The following is a 15,681-nucleotide window of genomic DNA, read 5'->3' as shown; positions in this document are numbered from 1 at the left end:
GATTCTCGGGCGGCCCGGTCCGGGCTGCCGTCATGCATATGTCCGCATGCGCTTCGGGGAAGATTACGGGACGGTCACGGCCAATGTCCAACTGTTCGATGACTTTTCACCGAAACGATTGCGCAGGTCACACCGGCCGCATGCCACGACCGCCCCAACCGCGGCTTCCGTCGCAGCAGCCACACGGGCCCCGTCGTCACGCGTCACGGCGGATGCACGCGGGCACCGCGGGATGCGCGCGGCGCGGGCCTCGTCGTCACGCGCGTGACGGCCCGCGCCCGGCGCGGGCCGCGACTCCGCGCGCTACGCGGGGCGCGGCACCGGCGGAATCTCCGGCAGCCCGTAGATGCGGCGCGCGTTGGCGGTGAGCTGCGCGGCCATCTCGTCGGCGGCGAGGCCGCGGGCCTCGGCCATGCACGCGACCTGGTGGCCGATGAACTGCGATTCGTTGCGCGCGCCGCGGAACGGCTCGGCGGTCATGTACGGCGCGTCGGTCTCCACGAGCAGCTTGTCCGCGTCGGCCTCGGCGACCGCCTGGCGCAGCTCGTCGTTGCGCTTGAAGGTGACGTTGCCGGTGAAGCTCAGCACGTAGCCGCGGTCGATGGCCTCGCGGGCGACGTCGATGGGCGAGCTGAAGCAGTGCAGGATGACGGTGCCGTCGAAGTCCGCGAGCACGCGCATCAGGTCGGCGTCCGCGTCGCGGTTGTGGATCATGAGGGGCTTGCCGACGTCCGCCGCCAGCTCCATGTGCCAGCGCAGCGCCTCCTCCTGGACGTCCGGCTCCGCGCATCCCTCCATCTGGCCGACCCAGTACCAGTCCAGGCCGGTCTCGCCGATGGCGACGACGCGGTCGTTGCGGGCCATCTCCTCCAGGCGGGCGCGGGCGGCGTCGTCGAGCTCGCCGGCGCGGGTGGGGTGAATGGCCGCGGCGGCCCACACGCGCGGGTGGAGGTGCGCGGCCTCTACGGCCAGCTCCGTCTCCTCCAGCCCGTCACCGATGGTGCACACGCCGACGACGCCGGCGGCCGCCGCGCGATCCATCAGCGCGGCGATGGACTCCGCGTCCCGGGCACCGCAGGAGGCCAGGTGGGTGTGCGCGTCGAACATCGGCGTGGTGAACGGCGCCAGCTCGGCGACCTTCCTCTTCTTCCCCATGCGCCCGAGTGTAGGGGCCGGGCGCGGCGGCCCCGGGCGGCGGGGCGGGCGCGGGGCGGCGCCGGGTGGCGACCGCCCGGGCGGGGCACGTCGTCACGCGATGAACCGCGGACCCGGGCCGCTCCCGCGCCGCGCACCGCGGGCGCGGCGGCCGTCGTCACGCAACATGCCCCGAACGGGGGCGGCGGTGACCGACGACACAAAATCTAATCACCATTTAGGATTAGGCTTGGCTGCGTAAAACGTTCACCTCCGTCACATTCAGGGGGAGCCATGTCCGCACCGGCCGCCGCCAACCCGAAGCTGACCACCCGCAACCTCATCGACGTGGGCGTCTTCACCGCCCTCTACTTCGTCGTCATGTGGATGACGGGCATGATCGGCATCATCGCGCCGATCTTCATGTTCGTCGGCTGGGCCATCGGCATCCTGCTCAACGGCATCGTCGTCGCGCTCCACCTCGCGCGCACCCCGAAGATCGGCGCCCTGACGATCATGGGCCTGGTCCTCGGCATCCTGCTGACCCTCACCGGCCACTACTGGGGCGTCATCCCCGGCGCGGCGATCCTCGGCCTCATCGGCGACGTCATCGTCGCCCGCGGCCCCCGCGCCACGCTGGCCAGGCGCATCCCGATCGCCTACGCCATCTTCACGCTGGTGTTCATCACCCCGCTGCTGCCGATCTTCTACAACGCCGACGCCTACTACGCCGACATCGCGACGCAGATGGGCCAGGAGTACACCGACGCCATGCGCGACCTGTTCCAGCCGTGGCTGCTCATCGTCTGGACGTTCTGCCTGTTCATCCTGGGCTACCTCGGCGGCCTGCTGGGCGTGCGCGTCAACCGCCGCCACTTCAGCCGCTCCGGCCTGGCGTGACCTCCCGGGAGGAACCCGTGAACCCCGCGACCACCGCGCCCGCGGGACCGCCGGACGCCGGAGCCGCGGCCGGCGCGGAGGCCCCGGCGACGGCGGCGGACGTCGTCAGGCGGGGCGAGGCGCTCCGCGTCGACCCGCGCACCGTCCTGCTCATGCTGCTGGCCGGCAACGCCCTGGCCATGGCCAACTTGCCCGCCCGCGTCTACATCGCCGTCGGCGCCGTCGCCTGCGTGCTGCTGGCCACCGTCGGCCGGTGGCGCACCCTGGCGTGGGTCGCCGGCCTCCTCGTCGTCTTCAGCGCCGGCTACCTGCTCATCCCCCGCCTGACCGAGGGCACCGGATGGGCGCTGCTCGGCGTCACCTGCCTGTGGTTCGCCCGCTTCGCGGTGACCATCGGCCTGGGCCTGTGGGCCATCCGGGCCGTGCGCCCCGCCGAGCTGATGTCCGCGCTGCGGGCCGTGCGCTGCCCGAAGCAGCTGCTCATCCCCGTCGCCGTCGTGCTGCGCATGCTGCCCGTCATCATGCGGGAGGCCCGCGCCATCACCGAGGCGATGTCCCTGCGCGGCGTCAGCCCCGGCGCCCGCGGCTTCGTCGCCCACCCGCTGCGCTACGGCGAGCTGGTCCTGGTGCCGCTGCTGTCGATGGTCGTGCGCTCCGGCGACGACCTCGCCGCCGCCGCGATCATCCGCGGCCTCGGCGCCGGCGGGCGGCAGACGACCATCACGAAGCTGCGGTTCCGCGCAATGGACGGCGTCGTGCTGGTGTTCCTCGCGGGCCTCGTCGCGCTGGCGGTGGCGTCGTGAGCGCCGCGGGCGCGGACGCGCCGGGCGCCGAGGGCACCGCGGACGCCGCCGTCGACGTCCGCGACGTCCGCCTGCGCTACCTCTCCGGCCCCGAGGGCGAGCCGACGGAGCACGGCCTCGACGACGTCACCTTCGACGCCGCGCCGGGCACGCTGACGCTGCTGTGCGGGCCGTCGGGCTCCGGCAAGTCGACGGTGCTGAAGCTGCTCAACGGCCTGGTGCCGGGCTTCCACTCCGGCGAGCTGTCGGGGTCGGTGCACGTCGCCGGCGTGGACGTCCCGAACACGCCGCTGCACGACGCGGGCCGCACGACCGCGACGGTCTTCCAGAACCCGCGGACGGGCTTCTTCAACGCCCGCGTCGTCGACGAGCTGGCCTTCGGGCTGGAGAACCTCGGCCTGCCGCGGGAGGAGATCCTCGCACGCGTCGACGAGGCCGCCGCCGTCGCCGACGTCGTCCGCCTGCTGGGCCGCGACATCATGGAGCTGTCCGGCGGCGAGGTGCAGCGCGTCGCCGCGGCCGCCGCGATCGCCGCGGAGCCGCGGGTGCTGCTGCTCGACGAGCCGTCGTCGAACCTCTCCCCCGCCGCCGTCGGCGACCTCCGCGCGCTCATCGCGGACCTGCGGTCCCGGGGCGTCACCATGGTCGTCGCCGAGCACCGCCTCCACTACCTGCGCGGCCTCGTCGACCGGGTCCTGTACCTGCGCGACGGGCGGGTCGCGGAGCGCTTCACGGGGGACGCGTTCTTCGCGCTTGACGACGGGACCCGCCGGCGCCTCGGCCTCCGCCGGCTCGCGCCCACCCCGGCGCGGGAGCCGGACCCGTGGGCGGACGACGCCCCGGGCCTGCGCGTCGAGGGGCTGCGCTTCGGCTACCGCCGCGGGCAGACGGTCCTGGACGTCGACCGCATGGACTTCCCCGCCAGCCGCATCACCGCCCTGACCGGCCCGAACGGCGCGGGCAAGACGACGCTGGCCCGCATCGTCTGCGGCCTGGAGAAGGAGAACCGCGGCGCGGCCGTCTCCCTCGACGGGGTGCGGCTGACCGCCGACAAGCGGCGGGGGCGGGCGTACATCGTCATGCAGGACGTCGCCCGCCAGCTGTTCACCGAGTCGGTGGAGCACGAGGTGGAGCTCGGCCTCGACGGCGTCGACGCCCGCGCCCTGCTTGCGGAGGTCGACCTGGCGGGGCTGGAGGACCGGCACCCGCAGTCCCTGTCCGGCGGACAGCGCCAGCGGCTGGTCATCGCGTCCGCGATGGCGCGGCGGCCGCGGATCTGCATCTTCGACGAGCCGACGTCGGGCGTCGGCCGCGAGCATCTGCTGGCCATCGGCACGCTGATGCGCCGGCTCGCGGACGACGGCGTCGTCGTCATCGTCATCACCCACGACGAGGAGCTCGTCGAGGCATGCGCCGACCGCGTGATCGCGCTGCCGGGAAGGGAGGAGCCGTGACGGAGAAGGATGCCCCGTCCGCCGGGCGGTCGGAGTTCGACGCCGCGGCCGCCGAGCGGGAGGCGAAGGAGAAGCGCGCCGCGGATGCCGGCGCGGGCTCCGCCGGAGCCGCGGGCACCGGCGCCGGCCGGGACTAGGCTGGGGATCACGGAACCCCGACGCGGCAGGCGCACCGGCCCGAAACCCAGCTTCAGCCGGGACGACGCCGTCGCCGCCGTGCGGGGCCGCAACCTCGCGACGTTCACGCTCGGCGAGGTCGCCCGCGATCTCGGGGTGTCCACGGCGTCGCTGTACCGCGTCGCCGACGGCCGCGATGACCTGGTGCTCATGGCGCTGCGGGACATCGCGGACGGGATGCGCCGCCCGGACCCGTCGGGGACGTGGCAGGACATCATCCGCGACTACTGCAACGTGTTCTTCGCCGAGCTGCTGGCCAATCCCGGCATGCCGGCCGCCATCCTGGGCACGCCGGGCGCGCATTCGGCGGCGCAGGACTACATCCGGGCGACGGCCGCGGCGCTGACGGGCGCGGGCTTCCCGGGCGACGACGCGGACATCGACTTCGCGGTCGGCACGCTGGGCAGCTACGCCATCGCCTCGGCGCTGACGGCGGAGACGATGCTCGCCGACGACGGCAGCGGCACCCGCGGCATCGACGTCACCCGCAGGATGCTGGACCGGGAATCGGAGGAGTCGGGCGTGCCCAGCCGGGTCTACCCCGCCGAGGACTGGACCGTCGGCGAGGGCCTGCGCCGCTTCACGGAGTTTTTCATCGCCGGACTGGAACACGGCCTGCACCACGAGGCGCTGCGGGAGCTCGGCCGCCTCTGACGGACCACCCGCGCCCCGCGCCACCTGCGCCGACGGGCGGCCGCTCCCCCGCGCTGGTACCTTCCCGGGCATGCGGCCGCAGGAACTGTACGGGCAGGTGGGCATGACCCACGGGGTTCTCGACGGCGTCGCCGATCAGCTGCGCCTCCTCGTCGCGGAGACGGAAACGTGGGACCCGGCGCGCCTGACCGTCGACGACAGCGCGGTGCACACCCCCGCCGGGGCGGTCGCCGACGTGCGCGACGAGCTGCGGGCGGCCGTCGCCGCCCTGGAGCTCGCCGTCGGCCACGTGGAGGCGGCGTGGGGCTCCGCGTCCCGCATCGGCGAGGCCTGAGGCGGGGGCCGTCGTCACGCGAACACCGCGGACGCGGCGGCTACGCCTCCTTCGGCTGCACCGGCGCCCACTCGGGGCCGGTCTGCGCGAGCTCCGGGTCGAGCTTCGCGAACAGCGGCTTCGGCTTCGCCAGCGGCGTGCCGGGCACCATCTCGACGCGGCCCCAGCGGGCCTGCTGGTTGGAGTACTCGCCGGTGATGATCGGGTAGGTGCGGCCCTCGGCGGGCAGCCCGGCGCCGACGGGGTTCACCGGCATGTCGTCGGCGACCTCCTCGATGCGCGGCTGGGCGGCCCACTCGCCGTCGCGGCCGAGGGTCTCGTGGACCTTCTGCGCGCTGAACGGCAGGTACGGCGTCAGCATGACGTTGCAGTCGGACACGACCTGCAGCGCCGTCCACAGGACGGTCGCCAGGCGCTCGCGCTGCTCCGGGTCCTTCGCCAGCTTCCACGGCTCCTGCGCGGCGATGTAGGCGTTGGCCTCGCCGACGACGTGCATGACGGCGGTGATGCCCGCGCGGAAGCGGGAGGCGCCCAGCGCCGCCCCGGCCTCGTCGAAGGTGCGCTCCGCCAGGTCCAGCAGGGTGCGGTCGGCGTCGTCGAGCTCGCCCGGCTGCGGGACCTCCTTGAAGTTCTTGTGGGCCATGGAGACGGTGCGGTTGACCAGGTTGCCCCAGCCGTTGGCCAGCTCGTTGTTGACTCGGCGGACGAACTCGTCCCAGGTGAAGTCGGTGTCCTGGTTCTCCGGGCCGGCCATGGCGATGAAGTACCGCAGCGGGTCGGCGCCGAACTCCTTGAGGAAGTCCTTGACGTAGATGACCACGCCCTTCGAGGAGCTGAACTTCGAGCCCGACATGGTCAGGTACTCGGAGGACACGACCTCGGTGGGCAGGTTGAGGTCGCCGAACTCGCCGGCCTCGCCGCCGCGGGAGCCCTGGCCCTTGTAGCCGAGCAGCTCGGCGGGCCAGATCTGGGAGTGGAACGTGATGTTGTCCTTGCCCATGAAGTAGTAGGACAGGGCGTCGTCGGCGTTCCACCACTCGCGCCACCGCTCCGGGGCGCCGATGCGGTGGGCCCACTCGATGGAGGCGGAGAGGTAGCCGACGACGGCGTCGAACCACACGTAGAGCTTCTTGGCGTTGTTGTCCTGCCAGCCGTCGAGCGGGATCGGCACGCCCCAGTCGATGTCGCGCGTCATGGCGCGGGGGCGGATGTCCTCCAGGATGTTGAGGGAGAACTTCAGGACGTTGGGGCGCCAGTCCTCGCGGGTCTTCAGCCACTCCGTCAGCGACTCGGCAATGGCGGGCAGGTCGAGGAGGAAGTGCTCCGTCTCGACGAACTCGGGGGTCTCGCCGTTGATCTTCGACACCGGGTCGATGAGGTCGGACGGGTCGAGCTGGTTGCCGCAGTTGTCGCACTGGTCGCCGCGGGCGCCCGGCGCGCCGCAGATGGGGCAGGTGCCCTCGATGTAGCGGTCGGGCAGGGTGCGGCCGGTGGACGGGCTGATGGCGCCCATCGTCGTCTGCTTCACCATGTAGCCGTTGTCGTGGAGGCCGCGGAACAGCTCCTGCACCACCGCGTAGTGGTTGCGGGTGGTGGTGCGGGTGAACAGGTCGTAGGACAGGCCGAGGCCCGCGAGGTCCTCGACGATCTGCCGGTTGTAGCGGTCGGCGAGCTCCTGGACGCCGACGCCCTCCTTCTCCGCCTGGACGAGCAGCGGGGTGCCGTGCTCGTCGGTGCCGGAGACCATGAGCACCTCGTTGCCGCGCATTCGCTGGTAGCGGGCGAAGACGTCGGACGGGACGCCGAAGCCGGCGACGTGGCCGATGTGGCGGGGTCCGTTGGCGTACGGCCAGGCGACGGCGGTGAGGATGCGTGACATGCACATCAGGGTAAACCATGGCCCGCGCCATCCGTGCAGCTAGGCTCCCCTGCCATGGGCATGGACGTGATGGCCGCCGCGGCGCTGCTGCCGGAGCTGGCGGCGCGGGGCCTGCGGCCGGCGGCGCTGCTGGGCGACTGGTTCGGCGGGGCGGGGCTGCTGGCCCGCGACACGGACCTGCGGGCCATGCCGGACGGGGAGCTGTTCCCGGATGCGCCGGGCGCCGGCTGGTTCCTGGGGTGGCGGCCGTATGCGGGGGCCGCGGTCGGCGGTTACGTCGCCGACGTGGAGTTGCTTGACGACGCCTCCCGCCCCGGCGCCGGCTCCCCCGGCCGCGCGGCGGGCCCCTCCGCGGGTTCCGCCGTCGCGGACCCCGACATCGCGTGGGACCGCGGCGACGAGGCGTCCCACCGCGCCGGCGTGGAGTCGTGCCTGGAGGCCATCCGCCGCGGCGACGTGTACCAGGCGTGCCTGTCGACGCGGTTCGCCGGCACGTTCGACGGCGACGTCGTGGAGGTCGCGGCGCGCTGGTTCGCGGCGCGGGTGCAGCGGTTCCGCCCGGCGCGGGCGGCGTTCCTCGTCGGCCGGGACACCGACGGCGGCGATGTCGTCGTCGCGTCGCTGAGCCCCGAGGAGTTCCTGGTGCGCGACGGCGACGTCGTGCGGGAGACGCCCATCAAGGGCACAGTCCCGCTCGACCGCGACCCGGCCGAGCTGCTGGCCAGCCGGAAGGACGTCGCGGAGAACATCATGATCGTCGACCTGGTGCGCCACGATCTGGGCCAGGTGGCGTGCACGGGCGGGGTGACGGTGCCGGACCTGCTGTCGGTGAGCCGCGCCCCGGGCGTGTGGCACCTGCATTCGACGGTGCGGGCGGATCTGCCCGCGGGGCTGCCGAACCGGGAGCTGGTGGAGGCGTGCTTCCCGCCGGCGTCGGTGACGGGCACGCCGAAGAAGCGGGCGGCGGAGCTCATCGACGAGTGGGAGCCGGTCGACCGCGGCGTGCACTGCGGGGCCATCGGCGCCTCGAACGGCCATCGGATGGAGCTCAACGTCGCGATCCGGACAGCGGAGTTCCGCGCCACCCCGGCCGGACCGGGCGGACCGGGCGAGGCGGACGGGACGCCCGGAGCAGCCGGCGCGGTTGGCGCGGTTGGCACGCCGGCGGCCGACGCGCCCAGCGGATCACCGGACGGCACGCCGGACTCGACGTCGCGCGGCGTCGTCGAGGCCGGCGTCGGCGGCGGCATCACCATCGATTCGACGCCCGATGGCGAGTGGGCGGAGGTCCTGGCCAAGGCCGCTCCCCTGATCCGCCCCGTCTGACGCCGCACGCGGCCGGCTCCGGCCCCTCCCGCCGAGGATCCTCCCCTCCGACCGACGTTCCACCAGCTCCCGCCACGGAGCCGCGGGGCACCCGTGCACAAGTGGCCATCATTTCGCCGTGGCGGCCGATCGCGACTTGGGCTTTTGCCGCCAGCCGCGGCGGCAGAATGGCCAGTTGTGCACGAGTGCCCTGCCCGGCCCGCGGATGGCAGTCGGCGGCAGCGGAAGCGCGGGCGCCGGAGGCAGCGACGGCCCCCGCGCGGGAGGATCCGCGCCGGGGTCGGCACCGTCGTCACGCAAAAAACACGCTACGCCTCCGGGATGCCGTCGTCGGGGATGACGGCCGGCTTCTCCGGCACCGGCTCGCCGTCGCGGGCGCGGTTGCGCTGCTCGCGCAGGAGCCGCAGGTAGGCCTTGCGGGCCTCGCGGCGGTCGAGCTGGCTCGGGTCCTCGATGACGCCCTTGATGAGCGAGCCGAGCAGCAGGATCACCACGATGAGGAACGGCGACGACGCCGCGATGATGATCGGCTGCAGGGAATCCAGCACGTCGGTGCCGCCGGAGATGAGCATGACGCACGCGATGAGCGTGGTCATCAGGCCCCACACGCCGGTGACCCACGGGGTCGGGTTGACGCGGCCGTACTGGCTCATCGTGCCCATGACGGTGGAGGCGGAGTCGGCGGTGGTGATGAAGAACGTCGCCAGCAGGACCATCGTCAGGACGGACACGACGCCGGAGAACGGCAGCCGGTCGAGCAGCTCGAACAGCATCGCCTCGGCGGTGCCGTCGCCCCACACGGACTGGCCGCGCTGCTCGTAGAAGATGGCGGCGCCGCCGAAGATGGAGAACCACAGCAGCGTCAGCAGCGACGGCACGGCGACGATGCCGATGACGAACTCGCGGATGGTGCGGCCGCGGGAGATGCGCGCCAGGAACATGCCGACGAACGGCGTCCAGGCGACCCACCACACCCAGTAGAAGACGGTCCAGGCGCCCATCCACTCGCCGGCGGTGCCGTCGTCGGAGTTGGCGGTGCGGCTCAGCATCTCGAACAGCTGGTCCACGTAGGCGCCGGTGGCGGTGGGGACGGTGTTGAGGATGTAGACGGTCGGGCCGGCGATGAGGATGAAGATGGCCAGCGCGGCGGCCATCGCCATGTTCGCGTTGGACATGATGCGCACGCCGCGGGCGACGCCGGACATCGCCGACGCGAGGTAGCCGATGGCCAGCAGGCCGATGATGCCCAGCATCACCGGCACGGTCGACGTCTCCGTCCAGCCGACGGCGTTCATGCCCGCGGAGATCTGCGCGGAGCCGAGGCCCAGCGACATCGCGGTGGAGAAGACCGTGACGACGATGGCCATCACGTCGATGACGGCGCCGATCCAGCCGCGGGCGCGGCGCTCGCCGATGAGCGGGGTGCACGCGGCGGAGATGAGCTGCGGCCGGCCGAGGCGGAAGGTGCCGTAGGCGATGCCGACGCCGACGACGGCGTACGTCGCCCACGCGATGGGGCCCCAGTGCAGCAGGGTCGTCGCGAAGGCGGTGCCGAACTCGTGGGTCTCGTGGCCGGGCACGCCCTCGCGGTAGTGGTACAGCGGCTCGTAGGCGCCGTAGAACAGCAGGCCGATGCCCATGCCGGCGGCGAACATCATGGCGATCCACGACGGCGTGGAGAACTCCGGCTCCTCGTCGTCGCCGCCCAGCTTGATGGAGCCGTAGCGGCTCAGGGCGATGGCGACCATGGCGACGAAGAAGACCGTCGCCATGATGATGAAGAACCAGCCGACGTTGTCGACGACCCACTGGAACGCGGTCGTCGCCGCCGTCGAGAAGGACTCGCCGCCGAAGATTGCCCACGCGGCGATGCCGAGGATGACGACCAGGCCGGGCACCGCGACCTTCGGGTTGATCCGCGCCGGGCCGTCGTCGGGGGCGTCCCAGGGGTCGGGGGCCGTCCGGTCGGGGCGGGTCGTGTCCTGGGTTGCCATGCGTTCACTTCCGTTTCCGTGGAGGTCGGGTGACGGCCCGCCCGGCGCGGCGCGGGGCGCGGCGTTAGGTGAACGGGCCTTTCCCCAGCCTATGCCGGGTGCCCCTCCCCGACCTCGGCAGCGGGAATCAGCCCCGCACGGATGCGCCCGTACGGGGTGGCCGGTCGCGCGGGGGTTGCGCGTGACGACGGCGACGGCCCCCGCACGGGAAACCCGTGCGGGGGCCGTCGCGGGGACGGCGCGGCGCCTACCCGGTGGACGCGGCGCCGGCGTCGCCCGCGGACGCCTTCCGCGCGCCGCGCTCGGCGATGCGCCGCTCCCGGGCGAGCTGGAGGGCGAAGCGCCTCCGCTCCTTCTCGTCCAGGTACACCGGGTCGTCGGTGAAGCCCTTCAGCAGCGACACGATGAGCAGCGCCGCGATGAGCAGGAACGGCGTGCCCGCCACGATGATGATGCTCTGCAGGTTCGACAGCGCGTCCTGCCCCCCCGGACACCAGCATGACGTTGGCGACGACGGCGGTCATGACGCCCCACACGGCGGACAGCCACGGGGTCGGGATGACGCGGCCGTTCTGCGACATCGTCGCCATCACCGTCGACGCCGAGTCGGCGGAGGTGATGAAGAAGACGCACAGCAGGATCATCGCAATGATGGACGACACGGTCGCCCACGGCATCGTGTCCAGCATCCGGAACAGCACCGTCTCCGGGGTGCCGTCTCCCCAGATGGACTCGCCGGCCTGCTCCAGGTGGATGGCGGTGCCGCCGAAGATGCAGAACCAGATGGTGGAGACGCCCGACGGGACGGCGATGACGCCCAGCAGGTACTCGCGGATGGTGCGGCCGCGGGAGATGCGCGCCAGGAACATGCCGACGAACGGGGACCAGGAGATCCACCACGCCCACCAGAACAGGGTCCAGGTGGACAGCCACTCGCCGGCGGTGCCGTCGGCGGAGGCGGCGGTGCGGCTGGTCATCTCCAGGAACTGGTCGAAGTAGCTGCCGACGGCGATGGGCAGCGAATCCAGCACCGCGATGGTCGGGCCGGCGAACAGCACGAACACCGCCAGCAGCGCCGCGAAGACCATGTTGACGTTCGACAGCAGCTGGATGCCGCGGCTGACGCCCGACATCGCGGACAGCAGGTAGGCGACGCCGAGGATGACGATGACCAGGACGTACGTGGTCGTCGTCGGCTCCCCGATGAAGCCCACGAAGTCCAGGCCCGCGCCGACCTGCGTCGCGCCGACGGCCAGCGAGGTCGCGGTGCCGAAGATGGTCGAGAACACCGCCAGCACGTCGATGAGCTTGCCGACGGGGCCCTCCGCCCGGCGCACGCCGATGAGCGGGATGAACGCCGAGGAGATGAGCTGCTTCCGGCCCATGCGGAACGTGGCGTACGCGATGGCCAGGCCGACCACGGCGTACATCGACCACGGGTGGATGGTCCAGTGCAGCAGCGTGTGCGCGAACGCCGTCGACACCGGCACCTCGCCCGTCGCGTTCGGCGGCGGGGTCAGATAGTGGTTCAGCGGCTCGTAGGCGCCGTAGAACATCAGGCCGATGCCCATGCCGGCGGCGAACATCATGGCGATCCACGACGTCGTCCGGAACTCCGGGCGCTCGTCGTCGCGGCCCAGCCGGATGGCGCCGTACTTCGAGAAGCCCAGCGCCACGACGAACACCACGACGAGCGTGGCGATGAGCGCGAACAGCCAGCCCAGGTTGGACACCACCCAGTCCAGGCCGTTCGCCGCGGCGGCGCCGAAGTTCTCCGGGGCCGCACGACCCCACGCCACGATGCCGAGCGACAGCACCAGCGTCGGGGCGACGACCGCCCAGTTGATGCCGCCGTCGTAGTCCACCTGGCCGAGGTTGCCGTCGGCGGGGTCGCCGGCGGTGGCGCCGTGGGCGGCGGAATCGCCGCCGTCGGAGCCGTCGGCCCCGACGGCGACGGCCAGGCCGTCGCGGGTCACGTCGTCACGCGCCGCGTCGTCGCGCACCGCGCCGTCGCGGGGCACGTCGTCACGCGTCACGTCGTCGCGCTCCCCCCGCGCTCATCCCGCGGCGCCATCGGTCGCGGCGTCGTCCGCCCTGCGGCGGCCGCGCTCCGGGCGGCGGCCCTGCTGGCGGCGCTTCTCCGCCTCGGCGAGGCGGCGCTCGCGGGCCAGCTTCAGGGCGAAGCGGCGCTGCTCCTTCTCGTCCAGGTACATCGGGTCATCCGACAGGCCCTTGACGATGGAGAACATCAGCGCGATGACGATGAGCAGGAACGGCGACGCCGCGATGATGGTGACGTTCTGCAGGTTGCTCAGGGCCTCCGAGCCGCCCGAGATGAGCAGCACGACGGCGATGGCGGCGGTGGCGACGCCCCAGAACGCGACGATCGGCTTGGAGGCGTTGATGCGGCCGGACTGGCTCATCGTGCCCATCACCGTCGACGCGGAGTCCGCGGAGGTGATGAAGAACGTCGCCAGCAGGATCATCGCGATGAAGGACGCGATGCCGCTCGCCGGGAGCGTGTCGAACAGGCCGAACAGCTGGCTCTCCGCCGAGCCGTCGCCCCAGATGGAGCGGCCCGTCTGCTCCAGGTCGATGGCGGTGCCGCCGAAGATGGCGAACCAGACCAGGGACACGGTCGCCGGGACGAGCACGACGGTGAAGACGAACTCGCGGATGGTGCGGCCGCGGGAGATGCGGGCGATGAACATGCCGACGAACGGGGACCAGGAGATCCACCACGCCCAGTAGAAGATAGTCCAGGAGGACAGCCAGTCGCCGGCGGTGCCGTCGGCCGAGCCGGCCGTGCGGGCGGCCATCTCCCAGAACTGCGACAGGTAGGAGCCCGCCGAGGTCGGGATGAGGTTCAGCATCGCGATGGTCGGGCCGACCAGCAGCACGAACAGCGCCAGCACCAGGGCGGCGACCATGTTGAAGTTCGAGATGTACTGGATGCCCTTGCTCACGCCCGACAGCGCGGAGCCGAGGAACGCCGCGCCCAGGATGACGATGATGCCGACGAGCACCCAGGTGCCCGGGTTCGCCATCAGGCCGGTGTGGTCCAGGCCCGCGGCGATCTGCAGCACGCCGAGGCCCAGCGAGGCGGCCGTGCCGAACACGGTCGCGAAGATTGCGAGGATGTCGATGATGCGGCCCGGCCAGCCCTCGGCGGCCTTCGCGCCGATGAGCGGGATGAACGCCGCGGAGATGAGCTGCTTGCGGCCCAGGCGGAACGTGCCGTACGCGATGGCCAGGCCGACGATGGCGTAGACGGCCCACGGGTGCAGCGCCCAGTGGAACATCGTCGTCGCCATCGCGGTGCCGACCTCCTTCTCGGAGCGGCCCGGCACGCCGTTGATGTAGTGCGTCAGCGGCTCGGCGACGCCGTAGAACATCAGGCCGATGCCCATGCCGGCGGCGAACATCATGGCGATCCAGGACGCGGTGGAGAACTCCGGCTCCTCCTGGTCCTGGCCCAGCCGGATGTGGCCGAACTTCGAGATGGCGATCGCCAGGATGAAGAAGACGAACACCGTCCCCATGAAGACGAACAGCCAGCCGACGTTGCCGACGACCGCGTCGAGCGCGGCGGCGGCGAAGTCGGAGAAGTTCTGCGGGGCCAGCAGACCCCACAGCACCACGGCCAGCAGCAGCACGCCCGCCGGCGCCGCGACCTTCCAGTCCAGAGGCGCCTCCGAATCCTCCGCCGGAGGCGCCGGCATGTCGTCGACGGCGACGGGCGACGTCACGGCCTCGGCCTCGGCGGCCGTGGTGCGGACGTCGTCACTCCCCTTCTTCTTCTCTTCGTGTCCTCTGTTGCTCATAAGAGACAATCTTCGCCAGAGGTGAAGGGAATTCAAACCGCGGACCTGCGGTTTTCAGCGTTCCTTCAGTTTTCGCCCAGGCGCGTCGCGCGAATACCACCAGGTCAGGCCGAGCGGATAGGCGACACGGTCACGAATCGGTCACGATTTTCGTTTCACCCCTGGATGCGACCGGATCGGCGCCCGCACGGCCCCGAATCGCGCGGGGCGGTGTCATCCCGACCGGACGGGATCCGGCGAATGCGGTGCGCCCGAACGGGCGTGGACGACGGCCGCCGGCGGGCGGCGGCCCCGCGTCAGCCGGCCCCGCTACCCGCGCGCGTCGAGCACGGCCTGGTAGAGCTCCCGGTGCCCGCCGAGCCCGTGGGCCGCGGCGACCGCCCGGCAGGCATCCTTCAGCCGCTCCCCCTCGGCGACGCGGTCCTCGACCTCGCCGACCAGATCGGCGGGGTCGGCGGCGCGCTGCTCGGCGGCGTCGAGGACGACGGTGATCTCGCCGCGCACCCCGTCGGCGGCCCAGGCGGCGAGCTCGGCGAGCGTGCCGCGCTTGACCTCCTCGTGCAGCTTCGTCAGCTCGCGGACGACGGCGGCCCGGCGGTCGCCGCCGAGCACCTCGACCGCGTCGTCCAGCGTCTGCGCCAGCCGGTGCGGGGACTCGAAGAAGCAGACGGCGCGGCGCTCGTCGGCGATGGACTCCAGCCACCGGCGGCGGGGGCCGGACTTGCGCGGGGCGAAGCCGTCGAAGGCGAAGCGGCCGACGCCGAGGCCGGACAGCGCCAGCGCCGTCGTCACGGCGGACGGGCCGGGCAGGCAGGTCACCGGCACGCCGGCGTCGTGGGCGGCGGCGACGACGCCGAGGCCAGGGTCGGAGACCACCGGCATGCCGGCGTCCGTGACGACGAGGACCTTCCGCCCCGACTTCGCCGCCTCCACCAGGTCGGCGGCGCGGCCGTCCTCGTTGTGATCGAAGTTCGACACGACGCGGGCGCGGATCTCCACCCCCAGCGCGGAGGCGAGCGACCGGGCCCGCCGGGTGTCCTCCGCCGCGATGACGTCGGCGTCGGCCAGCGCGTCGCGCAGCCGGTCGGTGGCGTCGCCCATGTTGCCCAGGGGCGTCGCCGCCAGGGTGATCCCGGGGGCCAGCGGGTGTGCGGGGCCGCGTCGTTCGCCGTGCATGCCGCCAGCCTAGCGCCCCGCGGCGG

13 protein-coding genes are annotated in these 15,681 nt (G+C 72.5%); 7 read left to right on the top strand and 6 right to left on the bottom strand.

The window, feature by feature from the left end:
- Nucleotides 1-303: 303 nt before the first annotated feature.
- Entirely contained in the window at nt 304-1,155 is an 852-nt protein-coding gene (locus QQS41_RS07490; protein WP_448852094.1) for a TatD family hydrolase, read from the bottom strand.
- A 273-nt stretch (nt 1,156-1,428) separates the two neighbouring features.
- On the opposite strand from QQS41_RS07490, the gene QQS41_RS07485 reads away from it, so the two are divergent.
- The 6 genes from QQS41_RS07485 (at nt 1,429) to QQS41_RS07460 (ending at nt 5,456) form a co-directional block, all read left to right on the top strand.
- On the top strand, nt 1,429-2,034 hold the full coding sequence (locus QQS41_RS07485) for an MptD family putative ECF transporter S component (RefSeq protein ID WP_448852093.1): 606 nt from the start codon (nt 1,429-1,431) through the stop codon (nt 2,032-2,034).
- Between the two features lie 17 nt (nt 2,035-2,051).
- A complete protein-coding gene (locus QQS41_RS07480) occupies nt 2,052-2,837 on the top strand; it encodes an energy-coupling factor transporter transmembrane component T (protein ID WP_448852092.1) in 786 nt (261 codons plus the stop codon).
- Complete coding sequence (locus tag QQS41_RS07475) at nt 2,834-4,291, top strand: ABC transporter ATP-binding protein (protein ID WP_448852091.1); 1,458 nt, start codon at nt 2,834-2,836, stop codon at nt 4,289-4,291. Before QQS41_RS07480 ends, QQS41_RS07475 begins: the two co-directional genes overlap by 4 nt.
- On the top strand, nt 4,288-4,428 hold the full coding sequence (locus tag QQS41_RS07470) for a hypothetical protein (protein WP_448852090.1): 141 nt from the start codon (nt 4,288-4,290) through the stop codon (nt 4,426-4,428). Before QQS41_RS07475 ends, QQS41_RS07470 begins: the two co-directional genes overlap by 4 nt.
- A gap of 79 nt (nt 4,429-4,507) precedes the next feature.
- On the top strand, nt 4,508-5,122 hold the full coding sequence (locus tag QQS41_RS07465) for a TetR/AcrR family transcriptional regulator (protein ID WP_448852089.1): 615 nt from the start codon (nt 4,508-4,510) through the stop codon (nt 5,120-5,122).
- Nucleotides 5,123-5,192: 70 nt separating this feature from the next.
- Nucleotides 5,193-5,456: a hypothetical protein gene (locus QQS41_RS07460; RefSeq protein ID WP_448852088.1), complete on the top strand. Its 264-nt coding sequence runs from the start codon at nt 5,193-5,195 to the stop codon at nt 5,454-5,456.
- A gap of 40 nt (nt 5,457-5,496) precedes the next feature.
- On the opposite strand, the gene metG is transcribed toward QQS41_RS07460, so the two are convergent.
- Nucleotides 5,497-7,335: a methionine--tRNA ligase gene (metG, locus tag QQS41_RS07455; RefSeq protein WP_448852087.1), complete on the bottom strand. Its 1,839-nt coding sequence runs from the start codon at nt 7,333-7,335 to the stop codon at nt 5,497-5,499.
- 54 nt (nt 7,336-7,389) lie between these two features.
- Between metG and QQS41_RS07450 the strand changes: the two genes are divergently transcribed.
- A complete protein-coding gene (locus tag QQS41_RS07450) occupies nt 7,390-8,661 on the top strand; it encodes a chorismate-binding protein (protein WP_448852086.1) in 1,272 nt (423 codons plus the stop codon).
- A gap of 308 nt (nt 8,662-8,969) precedes the next feature.
- Here the strand turns inward: QQS41_RS07450 and QQS41_RS07445 are convergent, their stop codons facing one another.
- From QQS41_RS07445 to rsmI, 4 genes are all read right to left on the bottom strand, one after another.
- Nucleotides 8,970-10,655 carry a BCCT family transporter gene (locus QQS41_RS07445; protein WP_448852085.1) on the bottom strand — a complete coding sequence of 562 codons (1,686 nt, stop codon included), beginning with the start codon at nt 10,653-10,655 and terminating at the stop codon, nt 8,970-8,972.
- A gap of 89 nt (nt 10,656-10,744) precedes the next feature.
- The gene (locus QQS41_RS07440) at nt 10,745-12,691 is read right to left on the bottom strand and encodes a BCCT family transporter (RefSeq protein ID WP_448852084.1); all 1,947 of its coding nucleotides are present in this window, start codon (nt 12,689-12,691) and stop codon (nt 10,745-10,747) included.
- Between the two features lie 21 nt (nt 12,692-12,712).
- Nucleotides 12,713-14,377: a BCCT family transporter gene (locus QQS41_RS07435; RefSeq protein ID WP_448852538.1), complete on the bottom strand. Its 1,665-nt coding sequence runs from the start codon at nt 14,375-14,377 to the stop codon at nt 12,713-12,715.
- A gap of 411 nt (nt 14,378-14,788) precedes the next feature.
- A complete protein-coding gene (gene rsmI, locus QQS41_RS07430) occupies nt 14,789-15,655 on the bottom strand; it encodes a 16S rRNA (cytidine(1402)-2'-O)-methyltransferase (RefSeq protein ID WP_448852083.1) in 867 nt (288 codons plus the stop codon).
- Nucleotides 15,656-15,681 lie beyond the last annotated feature (26 nt).

This window comes from Corynebacterium sp. 335C, assembly GCF_053525695.1.
Note: the sequence above shows the minus strand (reverse complement) of the source record. Positions and strands in the feature narration are given on the sequence as shown.